The following is a 17,827-nucleotide window of genomic DNA, read 5'->3' as shown; positions in this document are numbered from 1 at the left end:
ATGTTGGAAAGTGTTCGGCTCAGCGCCCGTACGCCAGGCTGGTGAAATTCGGGAAGGTGTCCTCGACGGACAGTTCCTCGGCGAGCGTGCGCAGCACACCCGGGTCCGCGTTCTGGATGAACAGGTGCCCGCCGGGCACGGTCGACAGCGAGAACCCGCCGCTGGTCAACTTGCCCCAGCCCTGCATCTGGTCGTCGTCGAACACCGGGTCGTCGGCGCCGCGCAGCACCGAGATCGGGGCACGCAGCGTATATCCGTTCTCGAATCGGTAGTCGCCGAGCATTGTCAGATCCGCCCGGATCGACGGCAGCCAATGCAGGATCGACGCTTCCTCGGCCACCGGAATGTCGAGCAGCTTGTTGTCGCGCAGGACCTCGAGTACCTGACTGTCGGAGGCCATGTCGAGATCGAAGCCGTCGCGGATGTGGGCCAGATTCCGCACGTACTTCTCGACCAGCGTCGGCGCCGGCCAGCCACCGATAACGAGCTTCATCGGCACCTCGTTGTAGTGCTGTTCGAGGTATTTGGCGAGCTCGTAGGCGAGCAGCCCGCCCATGCTGTGCCCGTAGATCACAAAGGTCCGGTCGAGGTGGGGCAGCATGGCCTCGGCCAGTTGCGCGACGAACTCCGGCATCGCATCGACCGCAACGTCGCCGAGTCGCTCCTCGCGGCCGGGGAACTGGATTCCCACCGTCTCGACGGAGTCGGGCAGGTAGCCGGGCCACGGCGTGAACACCGAGGCGCCACCACCGACGAAGGGCAGCGCGAACAGCCGTATCGAGGCGGTGTTGGACCGGCCGACCACGGTGCGGATCCAGCGTTCGGGGCCGGTGGCCGGTGCTGCCGACGGCGCGACACCGAGGGATTCGCCGTGGACCTGCGCGAGGACTTCCTCGGCCAGTTCGGTGATCGTCGGACCGCGCATCAGGCCCATGGTCGGGAAGTCGATCTCCAGGTGCTTGGCCAGCATATTGCGGATCTGGCCCGCCATCAGCGAGTCCATCCCGAGATCGGTCAGCCCGACATCGCGGGCCAAGCGCTCGACGGGCATGTCGAAGATCCGGGAGATCTGCTGTGCCAGAGCTGTTGTCAGTCGTGGCAGACGATCGTCGCCGGTGAGTTCGAACAGCTCCGCGCGCAGTCCCTCGGTGCCGAACGCGGCAGCCGAACCCGCGGTGTCCTGCGTCGCGAGATGCGCGAGCCGCGGTGAACTGCGCACGATCGGCATGACCTGGTTCATCTTTGCCCAGTTCACCCCGAAGACGCTGGCGCGTTCGACGCCCTGAACCAGGCAGCGGCCGATGAAATCGAGCGCGTGGTCCGGCGAGATCGGTGTCCATCCCAGCCAGGACAGGGTGTCGAGCTTGTTGCGCGCGACGAACCCGACTTCGGCGATCGCACCCCAGTTCACGGTCAGCGCGGGCAGTCCGAGTTGGTGGCGATGGACGGCCAGCGCGTCCAGGAACCCGTTGGCCGCAGCGTAATTGGCCTGTCCCGGCGTGCCGACATTCCAGCTCATCGACGAGAACATCACGAACGCGTCCAGGTCGAGCGCCCGGGTGTGGGTGTGCAGATGCCAGGCGCCGTCGACCTTCGGCCGCACCGCCCGCAGGAACTCCTCCTCGGTCATGGTCGCGAGCGGGCCGTCGGCGATGACCATGGCTGCGTGGTAAACACCGCGCAGCGGCGGGAGCGTCGATACCCGCTCGAGCAGGTTCACCACCTCGGCTTCGACCGAGACGTCGGCTCGTTCGAGCACCACGTCGACGCCCGCGGCGCGCAGGCCGGCGATCTGCTGCTCGTTCTCGGCGTCCACCTGCGCTCGGCGGCCGACCAGCACGATGGTGCGTGCGCCCTTGCCGGCGAGCCACTGCGCGGTGCGCAGACCGAAACCGGTGTAGCCACCGGTGATCAGGTAGGTGCCGTTGGCATCGAACGATTCCGCGCCGGTGGTGCCCGGATGGACCAGCACCTCGGTGTCGGCGCCGAATTCGACGACAACTTTGCCGATCTGGTTGGCTCCCGCCATGTACCGGAAGGCCGAAGTCACCTGCGCGGCAGCGAAATCGGTGTGCGGCAAGCGGGGCAGTGTGCCCGCGGCGACGTGCTCGAGGACCGCGGTCATCGCCTCGCGACACCGGGCGGGCGACTCGAGCAACATGCGGTCGATGTCGACCGCCGAGTAGCTCAGGTTGTTGCCGAACGGCTTCAACCCCAGCTTGTAGTCCTCGTAGATGTCCTTCTTGCCGATCTCGATGAACCGGCCGTGCGGGTGCAGCAGCTCCAGACTCTTCGGAATGGTCTCGCCCTGTAGCGAATTCAACACGATGTCGACACCGTCGAAGCGCGCGCGGATGTCGTCGGCGAAGGACAGCGAACGAGAATCGAAGACCCCCTCCACACCGAGCGAGCTCAGGTATTCCCGCTTCTCCGGGCTGCCCGCGGTCGCGAGAACCGTCGCGCCCAGCCGCTGCGCGATGTGGAGCGCGGCCAGGCCGACACCACCGGCGGCGGCGTGCACCAGCACTCGATCGCCCGCCCGCAAACGGCCCACCTCGACCAAGGCGTACCACGCGGTCAGATAGGCCATCGGCAGCGTCGCGGCGTCCGTGGCAGACAGGTTCGCCGGTGCCGGGTAGACATGCTGCGCGGGGGTGACCACCGCGGAACCGAAACAACCACGGGCGAAGGCGATCACCTCGTCACCGGGGGTGAAGTCGGTGACCTGCGAGCCGACCTGGATGACGCGGCCGGCGCATTCGACGCCGATGTTCCTGTCGTAGAAGCCACCGGAGACCGCGCCTTCGGACAGCATGCCGAGGGTCAGCATGATGTCGCGGAAATTCAGGCCGGTCGCCGCCGGGCGGATGGCGACATCGTGCGGGCCGAGGGCAGGCAGTGTCGAGCTCTCGTAGCGGAGTTCGTCGATTCCGGGTGTCGCGGGAACAGCCAGGACGAACGGACGCTCGTCGGATGCGGTGGTGGCAATCGCGGTCGAGGCCTCGAACTCGGCGAGGGACAGATGCTCGAAGCGGTCGATGAAGCGGGCCGCACCGCGGTAGGCGACCTCTTCCTCCCGCGTCCGCACGTGCAGCAGTTCGTCGAACAGTTGCGCCGAGCGAGCGTCGGCTCCCGCGGCCGGATCGAAGTCGATGATCTTGGCCCGGAGGGTGCTGTGCTCGCTGAGCAGGACCCGCAGGATGCCCCAGCTCGGCAGCTGGGACGGCGCGGTGCGATCGGTTGGCACGACGACCGGACCACCGGCCGTCGCCACCCAGAACCGCGGCGCGACTGCCCAATCCAGCTGATCGACCGCCTGCGCCGCCGCGATCACGCTGTACGCGCCGTGCCGCTCCACCTCGGCGAGCAGCTCGGCCGTGAGTTCGGTCCCGGCGAAGTCCAGGTTCCACAGGTGCAGGACACCGGCCACCGTGCCCGCCGCGTCCCGCACCTGCTCCAGCACGCGCCGGAGGTCTGTGGCGCTGGTCGGGTCGACCTGGAAGCTGTGGTCGTCGAGCTGTTCGTAGGACGCTGCGCGAGTGACCACCACACTGCCCGCCCCGGCCTCATCGAGCCGCGCGAGGAAGTCCTCGGCGACGCCATCGGCGTCGGCCAGCACCACCCACGGGCCCGGCTCGATGCGCGGCTGATGGGGTGCGAGGTCCCGGTGCGGTGCCCGCGCCGCGATCACCGAGCAGCCGGTCTGTTCGCTACCGGTCATATCGGAGAAGATCTGGACGTGTTCGAAGCCGGCGGTGGGCAGGAACTCCTGCCAGGTGGCCTCCGACAGCAACGGATAGTGGGGCCGCAGGTCGTGGTCGGTGAACCGCCACCACCCGTCGGTCATGCCGAAGGTCAGGTCGACCCAGTGCGGTGGGTTGGTCTCCTCGACGACGAGCATCAGTCCGCCGGAGGTGAGGAGCTGGTCGACATTGCCGAGCGTGACACGAAGATCCTCGGTGGCGTGCAGAACGTTCGCCGCGACGACGATGTCGAAATAGTGCTGGTCGAAGCCTTGCTCTGCGATGTCCTTCTCGATGTCGAGGATTCGGTAGTCCACGAAGTCGAACTCGGCGAAACGCTGTCGCGCCTTGTTCAGGAACAGCTGGCCGATATCGGTGAAGATGTATTCCGCGCGGTCGGCCGGGAGTTCGTTGAGGATCCAGCCTGTGGTGCCCGCCGTGCCCGCGCCGATCTCGAGCACCCGGAGGGGCCGGTCGGCAGGCAAGGCCCGCACTGCCTCGGCGATCAGCTTCGCGACCGTGCGATTGCACCGCTCGAACGAGAACGAGGTCTCGTAGAGATCGACCACTGATTGGTACTCGTGCTGCGGAAAGATCAGCTCGATCGGATTGACCTCGTCGCGAAGGACGGCGGCCTGCTCGGTGCCGCAGCGTTCCAGCACCGCGTACTCGGCCTCGCATTCGGGATGCTGCGCGCGCAATCTCGCGAGCACGGCCGCGGTGTCCACGCGCTGGGGGACCGTCCGCAGTTGCCAGTGGTCGCCGTCGCTGCCGGTGATCTCGTGCCGGGACAGCAGTTCCAGCAGGCGGGCGAGGTAGTCGCGGTGTTTGTCGTGCACGCCCAGCTCGTGCGCGATCTCATCGAGGGAGAATCGCCGGCCGAGGGCGAAGTCCATGCCGAGCTGATGGAATGCCTCGGTCACGTAGGCGACGCAGAGCTCGTTCATCGCCGCTTCGGTGGTCGCGTGATACTCACGGTTGAGCGACCACGCGCGGACCTCATCGAGAACCGGGTCGACCGCGGTTGCCAGCACCTCGGTGCTCGGCACGAAATCGGCGGGCAGCAGCGTCTTCACGCGCACCGGCGCCGCGTGCCACCGGTACTCGTAGAGCCATTGCAGGAGCGTGTCGCGATCCTCGGTCGGCTGAGTGATCGATTTGCCTTTGAATCCTTCGAAGTGGGCCACCAGCGTGCCGTCTTCGTTGAGCAGCCACAGATCGCCCTCGCAGTAGGCGGGGTCGTCGAGGATGTTGGCCTGCCCGTAGCAGTACACGCGCTTGCCCGCCGCGGCGTGGAAACTGAATCGCTTGATGTCGAACGGGATGTAGAGCGTCTTGTCATCGTTGTTCGGGTCGTTGCCCATCGCGATGGACAGCGACTGGAAGCAGGCATCGAGCAGCGCCGGATGGATCATGTGGCGCGACGCCTCGTCACGGATGGCGTCCGGGGTATCGATGCGCCCGAGCGAGCAGAGCTCGCCGTAGCGCAGCTGGGTGATAGCCCGGAAGGTCGGGCCGAGCATGAGGCCGTTGTTCCGGAATTTCGCGAAGACCTTGCCCGGGTCGAATTCGAGCGGGCATTGCGCATCGAGGTCGGCGAACGGCACGGGCAGTTCGGTGTCGGGGGCGCCGCGGCGCACGGTACCGGACGAGTGCAGGATCCAGTCCTTGTCACCGTCCTGCAGGCTGTACACCCCGAAGTGCATCGAGGCGGTCATCACCACCTGGACCCGGGGGGCGGGCCGGTCGTCGAAGATGAAGAGCGGACGGCGGAATTCGACATTCTCGATCGAGTACTTGTCCGGTCCGAACGCTTCCGTCAAGCAGCCGACGACGAGGTCGAGATGGCCCGCGCCGGGGAACACGATGGGTCCCTGGACCCGGTGGTCGTCGAGCCACGGGAACGTCGCGGTGTCCATCGTCAGTTCCCAGACGTGCTTGTCGGGTTCGTCGGCGACGGGTGTGCGGGTTCCGACGAGCGGATGCCCCAGCGAGGGAAAACGCGCGCCGCGCGAGACCGGGGTTTCCAGCCAATAGGTTTCGCGCTGCCAGGGATAGAACGGCACCGGCACGCGCCCGGCGTCATCGGCGAAAACGGTCGCCCAGGACGGGTCGTACCCGGCGGTGTACAGCGCGGCCAATGACGACAGCAGGGTGGCACGATCGCTCTGCTTCCGATGCAGCGACGGCACCGTGAGGCCGGACGCCTGCTGCTTGTCCAGCAGTTCGGCGATGGCGGTCGAGTGGATGGGATGCGGGCCCAGCTCGATGAAGGTCCGGTGCTGATCGCCGATGAGGCGGTCGAGGGTGGGGGCGAACCGGACGGGTTCGCGGATATTGCGCCACCAGTACTCGGCGTCGAGCGCGCCGGCCGCGACCACGTCGGCCGTCACCGTCGAATACATCGGCACCGTCGCCGGACCCGAGGTGATGCCCGCCAGCGAGGAGAGCAGTTCCTCGCGCAGGGGATCCATGTGGTGGCTGTGGAAGGCGACGCGCACCTGGAGCATGCGGCAGAAGATCCGATCCTGCTCCAGTGCGCCCTTGATCTCCTCGAGCGCATCGGGATCGCCTGCCAGCGCGGTCGATTCCAGACCGTTGAGCGCCGCGATCTCGACCCGCCCGCGATAGCCGGTGATGCGTTGCGCCGCCGCGTGATGCGGTAGGCCGACGGCCAGCATCGTGCCCTTGCCGGAGGCCCGCTGCTGGACCCGGCTGCGGTGGAAGATCACCCGCACCGCGTCCTCGAACGACAGCGCGCCCGAGACGGCGGCGGCCGCCACCTCACCGATACTGTGACCGACGACGGCGTCCGCGACGATGCCCCAGCTCTGCCAGAGCTCGGCCAGGCCGAGCTGGACCGCGAAGACCGCGGGTTGCGCGATGTATGTCTCACCGATTCGGCTGTCGGCTTCATCGCGGCCGAGTTCTTCGAGCACACTCCACGTGGCGTGCTTGCGCAGCTCGGTGTCCACGCGCTCGACGGTCCGGCGGAACACCGGATTCTGGGCGAGCAGTTCGCGCGCCATCGCCCACCACTGCGGGCCCTGCCCGGAGAACACGAAGACCGTCTTCGCGCCCGGTGTCTTCCCGCTACCGCGCAGTGCTGCGAACTCGGTGTCCTTCGCCGTGTCCCGCAGGGCATCTCGCAATTCCGCGACCGACGAGCACACCAGGGCCAGTCGCTGGTCGTAATGCGATCGGGTTCGTGCCTGCGCCGACGCGATCGCCGTCAGCCCGAGCGCGGCAGTGTCGGGTGCGGCCAGGAAATCGGCGTAGTTCTCGGCATAGGCGCGCAGCGCTTCCCCGGTCTTGGCGCTGAGGGCGAACACCACCGGCACCGCGTCGGCGGGTTCGGCCACCGGTGCGGTGGCCGGTGGGGACGCCAGGACCACGTGCGCGTTGGATCCGCCGAAGCCGAACGAGTTCACGCCCGCGACCCGGGGTCCGGTCGTTGGCCACGGCTGGCGGGTCTGCGCGAGCCGCAAGCCGAGTTCGTCGAAGGAAATTGCCGGATTCGGCTCTTCCGCATGCAGATTCGCGGGAATCTCGCCGCTGTCGACGATCAGGCACGCCTTGATGATGCCGACCATGCCCGCCGCCGACTCGAGGTGGCCGACGTTCGACTTCACCGCGCCGACGACGCAGGCGTTCGCGCCGCTGCGCCCGGCCCCGAGCGCCTTGCCCAGCGCGCGCGCCTCGATGGGATCACCGACGGGGGTACCGGTTCCATGGGCTTCGATGTAGCCGACCTCGGCGGGATCGACGCCCGCGTCACGGCACGCGTCCAGGATCATCTCCGCTTGCGCGTGCTCGCTGGGGACCGAAATGCCGGTGGTGCGACCATCCTGATTCGTCGCGCTACCGCGGAGTACCGCGTAGATGCGGTCGCCGTCGGCGACGGCCGCGGACACCGGCTTGAGCACGATCGTGCCCGAGCCCTCACTGCGGATGTAGCCGTCGCCGGATTTGCTGAACGACTGGCACCGGCCCTCGGGCGACAGGAAGGTGCCCTGGCTGAACCCGATCGAGGCCTCGGGCAGCAACAGGGTGCTGACGCCACCGACGATCGCCATCGTCGCCTCACCGGAGCGGATACTGCGGATCGCCAGATGAATCGCGACCAGCGACGACGAACAGGCCGTGTCCACGGTCATGCTCGGTCCTCGAAGATCGAGCAGATATGACACACGGTTGGCCACAATGCAATTCGTGACGCCGGTCATCGTGTGACCGCCGATCAGATTCCGGTTCTCCGGATTGAGCGCGATGATGCCGTAGTCGTGTCCGGAGACACCCGCGTAGACCGCCACCTTCTCGCCCGCGATGTCCTCGGGCACGATTCCCGCGTCCTGCAGGGCCTCCCAGGTGGTTTCCAGGAACAGTCGCTGTTGTGGGTCGATCCGGGCGGCCTCGGTCGGGGTGATGCCGAAGAAGTGCGCGTCGAACGACGAGACATCGTCGAGGTAGCCGCCCGTGCGGGTGCGCATGTGCCCCGGCCTGCCCGCATCGTGGTCGTAGAAGGCGGTGGCATTCCACCGGTCCGCCGGAACCTCGCGGACCGCGTCACGTTCATCGATCAACAGTTGCCAGAATTCGCGCACAGTGCGAACATTTCCGGGGAAACGGCAACCGATTCCCACGACGGCGATTCCCTCGTGCGTAGCCGCAACGGGATCGGTCGGGGCATTGTGGATGGAATTCATTTGCTGACCTCATTCGTGGCGAAATATCGATCGACGGCACACGCGTTGTTTTCACTGCAGCGGAGAAATCGACTGCTTCTGGTGGCGTGTTCGTCTTTGTGAGCGGAATCTAATTCTCGATCGATGCGGAAGGCGTCGCACCCACGCTGCGGCCCAGTTCGACCGGCACATGCTCGTAGCCACGGAAAGTCAGCTGCGAGCGGAGCCGGGGTGGGGCGGCCGAGCGCATATCGGGGAAGCGGGCGAACAGGGCGCGCAGTGCGTGACCGGCTTCCATCCGGGCCAGATTGGCGCCGAAACACGCGTGGACACCGCTGCTGAAGGCCAAGTGCTCGTTGGCATTCGGACGGGCGACATCGAACCGGTGCGGGTTGCTGAACACCGCCGGATCACGGTTCGCGCCGGCGAGCGACAGCATGACCATGGCGCCCTGGGGCAATGGGACGCCCGCCAGTTCGAGATCGGTCAGCGCGGAGCGGGCCGTGATGAACACCGGCGGCTCGTAGCGCAGTACTTCGTCGACGGCGTTGGGCCACAGTTCCGGCTCCGCGTTGAGCCGGTCGAGTTGTTCCCGGTGCGTCAGCAGGAGGGTCACGGCATGGCTGATCAAATTGGCGGTTGTCTCGAAGCCGGCGCCGATGATGATGCTGGTATTCGCCTTGAGCGCGTAATGGTCGAGGTCACCGCCCTTGATCATGTTGCTCAGGACATCGTCGCCCGGTTCTCGGCGCAGCCGCTCGATGTGCCGGTCGAGGTAGTCGTTGAGTTCTTGGGCGGCGCGCATGGCGCGGTCGTAGGTGCGCCAGGAGATGCCGACGTCGAGCATGGGTGTCATGGCCTCGCCCCAGTGCAGGAACTTCTCCTGGTCTTCGCGGGGCATGCCGAGCATTTCGAAGATGATGGCGATGGGCACCCGCGAGGCGAACGCCTCGACGAGATCGACCGACTCACCGGCGGGCAATGCGTCGAGGAGCTCCTCGGTGACGGTCTCGACTCGGTCGCGCAGCTTGTTGACCGCGCGCGGGGTGAACGCCGAGACGACCGGTCGGCGCATCGTGGTGTGTTCCGGCGGGTTCAGGCGCAGCATCGCGGGTGGATCGGCCGGATTCGCCGGCGGCGGCACCCGGCTCGCCAGCTTCTGCAACAGCTCGGGTATCTCGATCCTCGCAGAGCTGCGCACGCCGAACCTGTTGTCCCGCAGGATCGCCCGGGCCAGCGCGTGGTCGCAGGTCACCCAGGGCAGCGGTGTCTTCACCAGCGTGCCCTGCGCTCTGATCTGTTCGAGGTAGGGGTGAGGGTCGGCGATACCTTCCGGCCCCATCATCCGGGCGAAGATGTCGCCGCGCCGGGACTGAACGCGCAGTACTACCCGCGGTACGCCGTGTAGTGAAAGCCATCGAAGTCGATATTGCAGCGTCATGCTATCGGCAACCTGTCTCCGAAATGAAAATTCGCTGATACGGCACAGGATGGCCGGGATCCGGGAATTGTGAATTCATGGCGTATACCTCATTTGCCAATGCGGCCGACTATTCCACGCGAGCAATGACGATATCGCCAGCGTTCGGAATTTCTCCTGAGTCGAATTCTAAACGGGTCGAATTCAATGGACATCCCCCCGAATGGGTGGCGTCGGAACCGGTGAGAATTCGGCCTCATGGTAGGCGCCGTAGGCGGTGGTGAGTCGGGCCCTGATCACGGCACGGCACGGCCGATTTCGGGCGCGGGCCGGGCCAGTGCCTGGATCGTCAGCGCTGGCGCGGGTGCGGCGAACCTGCCGGCGTCGCGCGGGGTGAGATCTCTGTTAACGGACCGCATGGCGTGTCGCGAACAGGGTACGAGGATCCCGGGTTGCGGCCGCCTCAGCAGCTGCATGGGAAGGGTGCCGACACTGTCAAATATGCTGTGGCACACCATGTTTGGTTGCGAAATCGAGACCGTTATGGTGGCTAACGGGAGGCTGCTCCGGCCCGAAGTAGAGGGTATGACTCTCACGAACAGCACTTACCGAAAGTTCTCGGCCGTGGTTGTTGCCGCTGCCGCCACGCTGGTCGGATTCGCCGGTCCGGCAACCGCGCTCCCCTCGGATCCGGTGGTCCAGTTCACGCCAACGATCAGCCGGATCCCCGGCGCCAACTGTGCGGCCATCATCAACGCCAAGACTGTGCCGCAGGAGCGGTCCGGCTCGTTCGGGGTGCAGGTGAGCATCACCCAGACCGGCGACTTCTGCCAGCGATACCGGGTGGCCGTGCGCTTCCGCAATCTGGATTCGGGCTACAGCGACGGGCAGTCGCATGCCGTCGAGAACGGTCAGCTGGTGAATTTGCCGGACAGCATCATCGTCGGCATGGGAACCGGGCCGGGCAAGGGCCGGGTGGAAGCGTGGATCGTGACCACCGACGAGACCCTGCCGCAGCATCAGGAGCTCGAGCACATCTCCGGCCGCGCGAGCTTCACGCTCGGCTGAGCACGGCGGCGGGTCAGGCCTGGTCCTGGCCCGTCGCACGCTGTGCGGCGGAACCCTTCGGGCGGGCGCGGAAGTGGGCGCGTTCGCCCTGTTTGCCGAAGAGGCTGAGGAATTCGACCGATTGTTCGTCGGCGGCACCGAACCAGTGCGGGACATGGGTGTCGAATTCGGCGGCCTCGCCCGGGGCGAGGATGACTTCGTTGTCGCCGAGGATCAGGCGCAGGCGGCCGTTGAGCACGTAGAGCCATTCGTAGCCCTCGTGGACCTGCGGAGTGTCGGGGCGATTACGCGCGCCGGGGGCGATGATCATCTTGAAGGCCTGGATGCCGCCCGCGCGTTTGGTGAGCGGGAGCATGGTCATGCCGTGGCGGGTGATCGGGCGCAGGTGGATGCGCGGGTCGCCGGTGGGCGGGGCGTCGACGAGTTCGTCGAGGGTGACGCCGTGCGCTTTGGCCAGGGGGAGCAGTAGCTCCAGAGTTGGCTTGCGGGCGCCGGATTCGAGTCGGGACAGGGTGCTGACAGAGATGCCGGTTTCCTGGGAGAGGTCGGCGAGGGTGGTCTGGCGCTGTTTGCGCAGAGCGCGCAGCCGGGGGCCGACCGAGTCGAGGGTGTGATCGAGGTCGTCCATGCTGTCCAGTTTGCCATGTCGGCAAAGAAGGTTGCCAGTATTTGTCGATGGGATGCACTGTGGATTCTCGAAGGAGGTCGAGATGACACAGCTGAACGATTCGTACGACGTAGTGGTGCTCGGTGGCGGGGCCGCCGGGCTGAACGCGGCGCTGATGCTGGCGCGCTCACGGCGCTCGGTGGCCGTGATCGACGCGGGGGCGCCGCGCAACGCGCCTGCTCAGGGGGTGCACGGACTGCTGGGACGCGAGGGGATGTCGCCGTTGGAGCTGCTCGAGCTCGGGCGCGCCGAGGTGCGCGGATACGGCGGACATGTGGTGTCGGGTGCGGTTGTCGCGGTCGACCGCGCCGCGACTGCGACCGACCTCGGGGAATTCGTGGTGACCCTCGCCGACGGTCGCACCGCGCGGGCCCGGCGCGTTCTCGTCGCCACCGGACTCGCCGACGAGCTCCCCGACGTCCCCGGCCTGCGCGAACACTGGGGTCACGATGTACTGCACTGCCCGTACTGCCACGGCTGGGAAGTGCGCGACCAGCGCATCGCCGTGCTGGCGAGCGGACCGATGTCGGTGCACCAGGCGTTGCTGTTCAGTCAGCTCAGCGACGACATCGTCTTCCTGTCCCACACGGCGGATCCGGTGCGTGCCGAAGACGCGGAAAAGCTGGTGGCCCGCGGCATTCGGATCGTCGACGGCAAGGTCGTCGAGGTGCTCGGCACCGACCGCCTGACGGGCGTCCGGCTCGCCGACGGCACCGTCATCGAACGCGACGCCCTGGTTGTGGCACCCCGCATGAACACCCGCGCCACCTTCCTCACCGACCTCGGCCTGGTCCCCGAACCGCACCCCTCCGGCGCAGGCGACCACATCCCCGCCGACCCCGTAGGCCGCACCTCGGTCCCCGGCGTCTGGATCGCGGGCAACGCCACCGACCCATCCGCCCAAGTCGGCGCCGCCGCGGCGGCAGGCGCCATGGCCGGTGCGCAGATCAACGCGGAACTGGTGATGGCCGAAACCGCCGCCGCGGTAGCCGCATGCCGAGTCGACGCTGACCTGGGTGAACCGGCGTCCGCGTAAGCCGCTCGACAGCTGGCACGCAGGACCCCGCCGAACGTATCGGCGGGGTCCTGTGCAGCGGACTCAGTTGTCGGTGGTCGGGCACACCGTGCTGCTGAACGGGCACGGCTTGAAGAACTCCTCGATGAGCATCACCAACACGCCACTCCCACTGGTCGCATCGGCACTGCCGGTCTCGGCGACCGGCGCGGCTGCTGTCGGCGCGGCCATCGCGGTAGCAGGTGCCATGGCCCCCAACGCGGCAATCGCCATACCGGCCATGACAAATTTCCTGATCGACACGCTGTCTCCCATATTTCGAAAAGTGTTGCCGCAGAGTGGGCGACAAGAACGATTCCTTCGAAAACGACCGACCGGTAGCCCTGAAAATCGGGGCTGTCACGATCGGCGGGATTCGTCCTGACCGGCTGCCGCTTCATCGTCGGTGAGGAACGGGTTGCGATCGAGCTGCTTCAGCCGTCCGAGTGCTTCCCGTTGGCGATAGCCCTGCGTCTGATCGATTGCTGCGATGAGTAGCGCTCGAGCCTTCTCCGGGGAGAGCTGGCCGATGGTGACGTGCAGGGCGAGTCCGTCGAGAAGGGCGAGGAGGGATTCGGCGGCGGCGGTCGGGTCGGGGTGGTGGGTGATCATGCCGGCGACGTGGTCGCGGAAGCCGAGGCCGTTCGTTGTCAGCGTTTCGGCGATCTGGGGGCGGACCGTGGCGAAGGCCAGGTAACCGATCAGGATGCGGGCGTCGGCGGCCGATTCAGGGTCGGTGGGGAGCAGTGCGGTGAGGAGCTGGTGTAGATCGGGGTCGGGGCCCGCTGCGGAGATTCGAGTGGCGATCCGATCGGCGATGGTGGTGGTCGCGAACTCCATCATCGCCTCCTTGCTGGGGAAATAGTGCTGCACCTGGCCCGCGGAGACCCCTGCCTCGGTGGCGACATGGCGCAGGCTGATCGACTCCAGGCCGTCGCGGGCGAGCAGGCGCATCACCGCATCGCTGATCGTCGCGCGTCGAGAACTGTGATCCACCCGCTTCGGCATCCGCCCATCTTTTCACAATGCACTTGTATTGCTGTGGTTCACCTCTTTACAATGCAAGTGTATTGAAAAGGAGGGTTCCATGCGCCCGATCGCCCAGCTCGCACGGTCTTTCGTTCGTCTCGAAGTCGACATCTGGGTGAGCCTGGCGCGGGTAGTCGCCCGGCGTCCGGACACCGGCGGCGGCACACCGATTCGGTACGCGGGCGCGGTATCGGCGGTCATCTGGGCGTTCATCGTGGTCAGCGCCGTGGAGATCCCAGCGGTTCACCTGCTGATCCCGTGGCCCGCGGCGCGGATCGTCGCGCTGGCGCTCGGGGTCTGGGGATTGTTGTGGATGGCCGGAATGCTGGCCGCGCACCACATGTACCCCCACGTGCTCACCGCTGAACTGCTGCGCGTGCGCTACCTGCGCCGAGTCGGCCTCGACATCTCGCTGACCGACATCCGAGCGATCCGGCACGACCTGCGAGCCTACGACGGCGCGAAATCGTTGCAGCTCACCGGAACAGGCGACCAGACGCTCGCCGTGATCATCGGCAGCTCGACGAACATCCGCGCCATCCTGACCGAACCCCAGACCTTTCCCACTCCGCAGGGCGACTTCACGGTGAGCACCGTCGCCTTCTGGGCCGACGACCCGCAGGCCGCGGTCGCGAAAATCCGTGCGGCGGTGCTGGATCGAGCGGTCTGAAGGGGTTCAGTGGAAGGATTCGAGGCCGGTTACGCGGAGTAGGTCGAGGGCGGTGGCGGTGGGGGTGTGGGGTGTCGCGGAGTAGATGATGACGGTTTGGTCGGTGTCGGGGACGTGCATGGCGTCGCAGTCGAGGGTGAGGGCGCCGAGGTCGGGGTGGGCGATGGTTTTGGTGAGGCTGTGCATGACGCTGGAGCGGCCTGCCTGCCAGTGCGCCTCGAATTCGGTGCTGCCGGTGCGTAGTTCGGTGAGTAGGCGGGTCAGACCGGGGTCGTCGGGGTAGGTCGCGTTGACCGCGCGCAGGCAGCCGACGCAGGCGGCGGCATTGCTGTCGGCCTCCTCGGGAGTCAGGACGATGCGGCCCATGCCGGTGCCGAGAAAACGCTGCCACATGATGTTGCGCTGGGCCGGCGGGATCGCGGAGAAATCACCGAACAAGGCCGCCGCCAGGGGAGTCCAGGCGAGGACATCGGATTTGGCCGAGAGGACGAGCACGGGCAGATCGGCCAGGCGATCCAGCAGTCGCAGCACGCTGGGGCGGATCATCATCGGAATCCGTCCTGCCTGCGGCGGTTCGGACCCGGCGAGCCGATAGACGAGATCGCGGTCGACATCGGTGAGGCGCAGCGCCCTGGTCAACGCACCGAGTACCTGCTCGGACGGTTTGGGTCCGCGACCCTGTTCGAGTCGCACGATGTAATCGACGCTGACACCGGCCAGACTCGCCACCTCCTCGCGCCGCAATCCGGGCACCTGCCTGCGTGATCCGCTCGGCAGTCCCGCATCGGCGGGGGTCAGCCGAGAACGCGCGGTGCGCAGTACCGTCGCCAATTCCGCTCTGTCCACCTCTCCCATGGTGCCGCAGGACGGGAGTGCGGGGGTGGTACCGCCAGTCCTAGGCCGACCCAGCACTGGAGACCGTGCCGCGTCGGCGAGATTCTGGAGGCATGACGACAACGATTGCCCTGGTCACCGGGGCCAACAAGGGACTCGGCCGGGAAACAGTGCGCAGGCTGGCCGAAGCGGGCTGGCAGGTGTTCCTCGCTGCCCGCGACGCCGCGCTCGGCGAGGCGGCGGCCGCCGAGTTCACCGCGGCCGGTTTCGATGTTCGATTCATCCCGCTCGATGTGACCTCCGACGACTCCGTCGCCGCGGCCGTGGACATCGTGAAGGCCACGGCGGGTCGCCTCGACGTGCTCATCAACAACGCGGCCATCGGCGGTCCGCGCACCGCGCCGTCGGAGACCGGGCCCGACGACCTGCGAGAAGTGTTCGAGACCAACGTCTTCGGCCCGGTCCGGGTGACCAACGCGTTCGTGCCACTGCTGCGCCTGTCCGACCGTCCCCGCATCGTGATGGTCTCCAGCAGCGTCGGCACGATCGCCATGGTCACTGACCCGAAATGGAGCGGCGTGCTGCCACCGGCCCTCGGCTACCCGAGCACCAAGGCCGCGCTGAACATGCTCACCGTCATGTACGCGAGCGAACTCGGCGAGATGAAGGTCAACGCGATCGATCCCGGCTACACCGCCACCGACCTCAACGGGCACAGTGGTTTCCAGACCGTCACCGAGGGCACCGACGCCGTCGTGGCCGTGGCGACGGCCGACGGGGACGGCCCGACAGGCGGATTCTTCGACCGAACGGGCGCCGCACCGTGGTAAAAGCGGGCGCACTGCTCGTGGCGGTGCTCGCCGGCCTCGGTGTCACCGCCTACCTGATGAGAACGGAGAGCCCAGTGGCACAGCGGAATACGAACACCGTGCTGTCGATCGGCCTGCACCCCAGCGCCGTCGACTACTCGAACTACCCGCAGCTCGACGAAGCCACCCTGACCGCCCGCATCGCCGCAGGCGAATCCGCCTTGCGCGAAGCAGGTTTCGACATCGTCAGCTGTCAGCTCCCCGCCGACCCCGACGCGGCGGAAGCGGCACTGCGCGAGTGCGCGGCGGGTGGTGAGTTCCGGGTCGCGATGATCGGCGCCGGTGTGCGGATGGCACCCGAACACACCCTGCTGTTCGAGCGGCTGATCAATGTCGCGTCCGACCTCGCGCCCGGAATCCGGTTCTGTTTCAACACCTCTCCGGAAACCACCGTCGACGCCCTGCGTCGCTGGGTCCAGCCCGGCTGATCGCTACTCTTCACCGCCGCGGCGCTCGTGCACCGCCGCGACAACGGGTAGCGGCTCGGACAACCGGTGGGTTTCGCCGGCGACCGCCTACTTGTGGCCGCCGCCGTGGTCGTGGCTGCACATGTCGGTGCGGCGGCCGTCGGCGCTCGCCTGACCTGCGCCATGACCTTCGAGCGCCGCGAACGGACCGCGCTCATGCGGGGCGATCCATACATGCACCATCGGGTTGCCCGAGCCGGGGTTGATGGAGTTGGGCGGGCAGTTTCCCGCCGCGTCGAGGACACCGGCCACCACGGGACCGTTGTCGCCCGCCTTCCAGCAGAGGTTGTCGTGCACGTGCCACTGCATCAGGGACCCGCCGAAGTCCACCAGGGCAGGGTCGTCGATCTTCTTGCCGTTGGCGATGTACATCGCCGAGACGAGGGTGCGGTCGGGCCGTCGACCCGATAGACCAGCGACTCCGGGTGGGCGGGATCGAGGAAGTTGTTGTCGCGGATGTAGCTCATATTGATGTAGTGCTCGTAACCGGTCGGCGAGTCACCGATCGAGCGGAAGCCAAGGGCACCAACGGAATTCACGTCTGCGAAGGCGGGTAGGCCATCGAGGGTGCTGCGGATCAGGTTGGTCGCGCGCGCCTGCTGGTCGGCCTTCACGCCTGCCGCGTCGAACAGGTCGACGGGGTTGTGTCGGGCTGGACGGCACGCGGTCACTCAGGGTCACCGTGCTTTTCGCACTCGGGATGTGATGTCGCGACTACTCGTAGATGTCGCGACGATGTCCAGCCGTCACCACGAGAATGATCAATTTGCCGTCGTCGACCTCATAGACGAGTCGGTAGTTGCCGACACGCAACCGGAAGCCGTCGCGACCGGTCAATGCCTTGACGTCGACGCCGTCGCGCCGATAAGGATCATCGCCGAGGAGCGTGAGCGCCATGAGTAGGCGGAGCGCATCGTGCTGCGGGATCGATCTCAGTGCCCGGTGGGCGGCGGGCGTCCAACAGAACTCGTACTTCACGCGGCGCCTGCGTGGCCGCGGGCGAGAATGTCGTCGATCATCTGGCCGACAGTCGCGTTCGTGGGTTCCCCGCCCTCGGCGAGCGCCGCGTCTGCCATCCGGCCCAACTGTTCGTCTTCCCATTCCTCGAGCTTGGCCAGCATGAACAACGGGACCACGGCAGCGGCAGGTTCGCCCGCGCGGGTAATGACCGTGACTTGGCCGTCGTTCGCGGCGGCGCTGACGACGGCGGGAAGTTGGGCCCGAGCCTCGCGGATGCTGAGTTGATCGTCCATGTCGCCCAGTGTACACCTGGGGGTGTACACCTTCGCGGGTGTGAAACGGCCGACGCCGGGTGGATCGC

The 17,827-nt window shown here is 67.0% G+C and carries 15 protein-coding genes; 5 read left to right on the top strand and 10 right to left on the bottom strand.

What is annotated here, in order from left to right; all coding sequences use genetic code 11:
* Positions 1 to 19: 19 nt before the first annotated feature.
* Positions 20 to 8,449, bottom strand: a complete 8,430-nt coding sequence (locus tag ACFXKN_RS16530) for an SDR family NAD(P)-dependent oxidoreductase (RefSeq protein ID WP_379433312.1) — start codon at positions 8,447 to 8,449, stop codon at positions 20 to 22.
* Between the two features lie 109 nt (positions 8,450 to 8,558).
* Positions 8,559 to 9,869 carry a cytochrome P450 gene (locus ACFXKN_RS16525; RefSeq protein WP_378940479.1) on the bottom strand — a complete coding sequence of 437 codons (1,311 nt, stop codon included), beginning with the start codon at positions 9,867 to 9,869 and terminating at the stop codon, positions 8,559 to 8,561.
* A 564-nt stretch (positions 9,870 to 10,433) separates the two neighbouring features.
* Between ACFXKN_RS16525 and ACFXKN_RS16520 the strand changes: the two genes are divergently transcribed.
* Complete coding sequence (locus ACFXKN_RS16520; protein WP_378940478.1) at positions 10,434 to 10,916, top strand: hypothetical protein; 483 nt, start codon at positions 10,434 to 10,436, stop codon at positions 10,914 to 10,916.
* 13 nt (positions 10,917 to 10,929) lie between these two features.
* On the opposite strand, the gene ACFXKN_RS16515 is transcribed toward ACFXKN_RS16520, so the two are convergent.
* Positions 10,930 to 11,544 carry a helix-turn-helix domain-containing protein gene (locus tag ACFXKN_RS16515; RefSeq protein ID WP_378940477.1) on the bottom strand — a complete coding sequence of 205 codons (615 nt, stop codon included), beginning with the start codon at positions 11,542 to 11,544 and terminating at the stop codon, positions 10,930 to 10,932.
* An 82-nt stretch (positions 11,545 to 11,626) separates the two neighbouring features.
* Here ACFXKN_RS16515 and ACFXKN_RS16510 point away from each other — a divergent pair, with 82 nt between their 5' ends.
* Positions 11,627 to 12,619: an NAD(P)/FAD-dependent oxidoreductase gene (locus ACFXKN_RS16510; protein ID WP_379433311.1), complete on the top strand. Its 993-nt coding sequence runs from the start codon at positions 11,627 to 11,629 to the stop codon at positions 12,617 to 12,619.
* A gap of 63 nt (positions 12,620 to 12,682) precedes the next feature.
* On the opposite strand, the gene ACFXKN_RS16505 is transcribed toward ACFXKN_RS16510, so the two are convergent.
* Positions 12,683 to 12,880, bottom strand: coding sequence for a hypothetical protein (locus ACFXKN_RS16505; RefSeq protein WP_379433310.1), 198 nt, complete (start codon positions 12,878 to 12,880; stop codon positions 12,683 to 12,685).
* A 117-nt stretch (positions 12,881 to 12,997) separates the two neighbouring features.
* On the bottom strand, positions 12,998 to 13,645 hold the full coding sequence (locus ACFXKN_RS16500) for a TetR/AcrR family transcriptional regulator (protein WP_378940474.1): 648 nt from the start codon (positions 13,643 to 13,645) through the stop codon (positions 12,998 to 13,000).
* 79 nt (positions 13,646 to 13,724) lie between these two features.
* Between ACFXKN_RS16500 and ACFXKN_RS16495 the strand changes: the two genes are divergently transcribed.
* Entirely contained in the window at positions 13,725 to 14,336 is a 612-nt protein-coding gene (locus tag ACFXKN_RS16495) for a hypothetical protein (protein WP_379433309.1), read from the top strand.
* Positions 14,337 to 14,342: 6 nt separating this feature from the next.
* Here the strand turns inward: ACFXKN_RS16495 and ACFXKN_RS16490 are convergent, their stop codons facing one another.
* A complete protein-coding gene (locus ACFXKN_RS16490; protein ID WP_379433308.1) occupies positions 14,343 to 15,182 on the bottom strand; it encodes a helix-turn-helix transcriptional regulator in 840 nt (279 codons plus the stop codon).
* Positions 15,183 to 15,283: 101 nt separating this feature from the next.
* On the opposite strand from ACFXKN_RS16490, the gene ACFXKN_RS16485 reads away from it, so the two are divergent.
* Together ACFXKN_RS16485 and ACFXKN_RS16480 are read left to right on the top strand one after the other, a co-directional pair.
* The gene (locus ACFXKN_RS16485; RefSeq protein WP_378940471.1) at positions 15,284 to 16,000 is read left to right on the top strand and encodes an SDR family NAD(P)-dependent oxidoreductase; all 717 of its coding nucleotides are present in this window, start codon (positions 15,284 to 15,286) and stop codon (positions 15,998 to 16,000) included.
* A 74-nt stretch (positions 16,001 to 16,074) separates the two neighbouring features.
* Positions 16,075 to 16,467 (top strand): hypothetical protein, encoded by a 393-nt coding sequence (locus ACFXKN_RS16480; protein ID WP_379433307.1) that lies wholly within the window; start codon positions 16,075 to 16,077, stop codon positions 16,465 to 16,467.
* A gap of 87 nt (positions 16,468 to 16,554) precedes the next feature.
* On the opposite strand, the gene ACFXKN_RS16475 is transcribed toward ACFXKN_RS16480, so the two are convergent.
* The 4 genes from ACFXKN_RS16475 to ACFXKN_RS16460 are packed head-to-tail and all read right to left on the bottom strand — an operon-like array spanning position 16,555 to position 17,759.
* Positions 16,555 to 16,836: a hypothetical protein gene (locus tag ACFXKN_RS16475; protein WP_379433306.1), complete on the bottom strand. Its 282-nt coding sequence runs from the start codon at positions 16,834 to 16,836 to the stop codon at positions 16,555 to 16,557.
* The gene (locus tag ACFXKN_RS16470) at positions 16,815 to 17,177 is read right to left on the bottom strand and encodes a hypothetical protein (RefSeq protein ID WP_379433305.1); all 363 of its coding nucleotides are present in this window, start codon (positions 17,175 to 17,177) and stop codon (positions 16,815 to 16,817) included. The genes ACFXKN_RS16475 and ACFXKN_RS16470 overlap by 22 nt, the downstream gene beginning before the upstream one ends.
* A gap of 43 nt (positions 17,178 to 17,220) precedes the next feature.
* Positions 17,221 to 17,484 (bottom strand): type II toxin-antitoxin system RelE/ParE family toxin, encoded by a 264-nt coding sequence (locus ACFXKN_RS16465; protein WP_379433304.1) that lies wholly within the window; start codon positions 17,482 to 17,484, stop codon positions 17,221 to 17,223.
* On the bottom strand, positions 17,481 to 17,759 hold the full coding sequence (locus tag ACFXKN_RS16460; protein WP_378940467.1) for a type II toxin-antitoxin system prevent-host-death family antitoxin: 279 nt from the start codon (positions 17,757 to 17,759) through the stop codon (positions 17,481 to 17,483). Before ACFXKN_RS16460 ends, ACFXKN_RS16465 begins: the two co-directional genes overlap by 4 nt.
* Positions 17,760 to 17,827: the final 68 nt, after the last annotated feature.

The organism is Nocardia sp. NPDC059195, assembly GCF_042754695.1.
In the GTDB taxonomy this organism is placed as follows: Bacteria; Actinomycetota; Actinomycetes; order Mycobacteriales; family Mycobacteriaceae; genus Nocardia.
The sequence above is the reverse complement of the archived record's forward strand: the minus strand, read 5'-3'. Positions and strand labels throughout refer to the sequence as shown.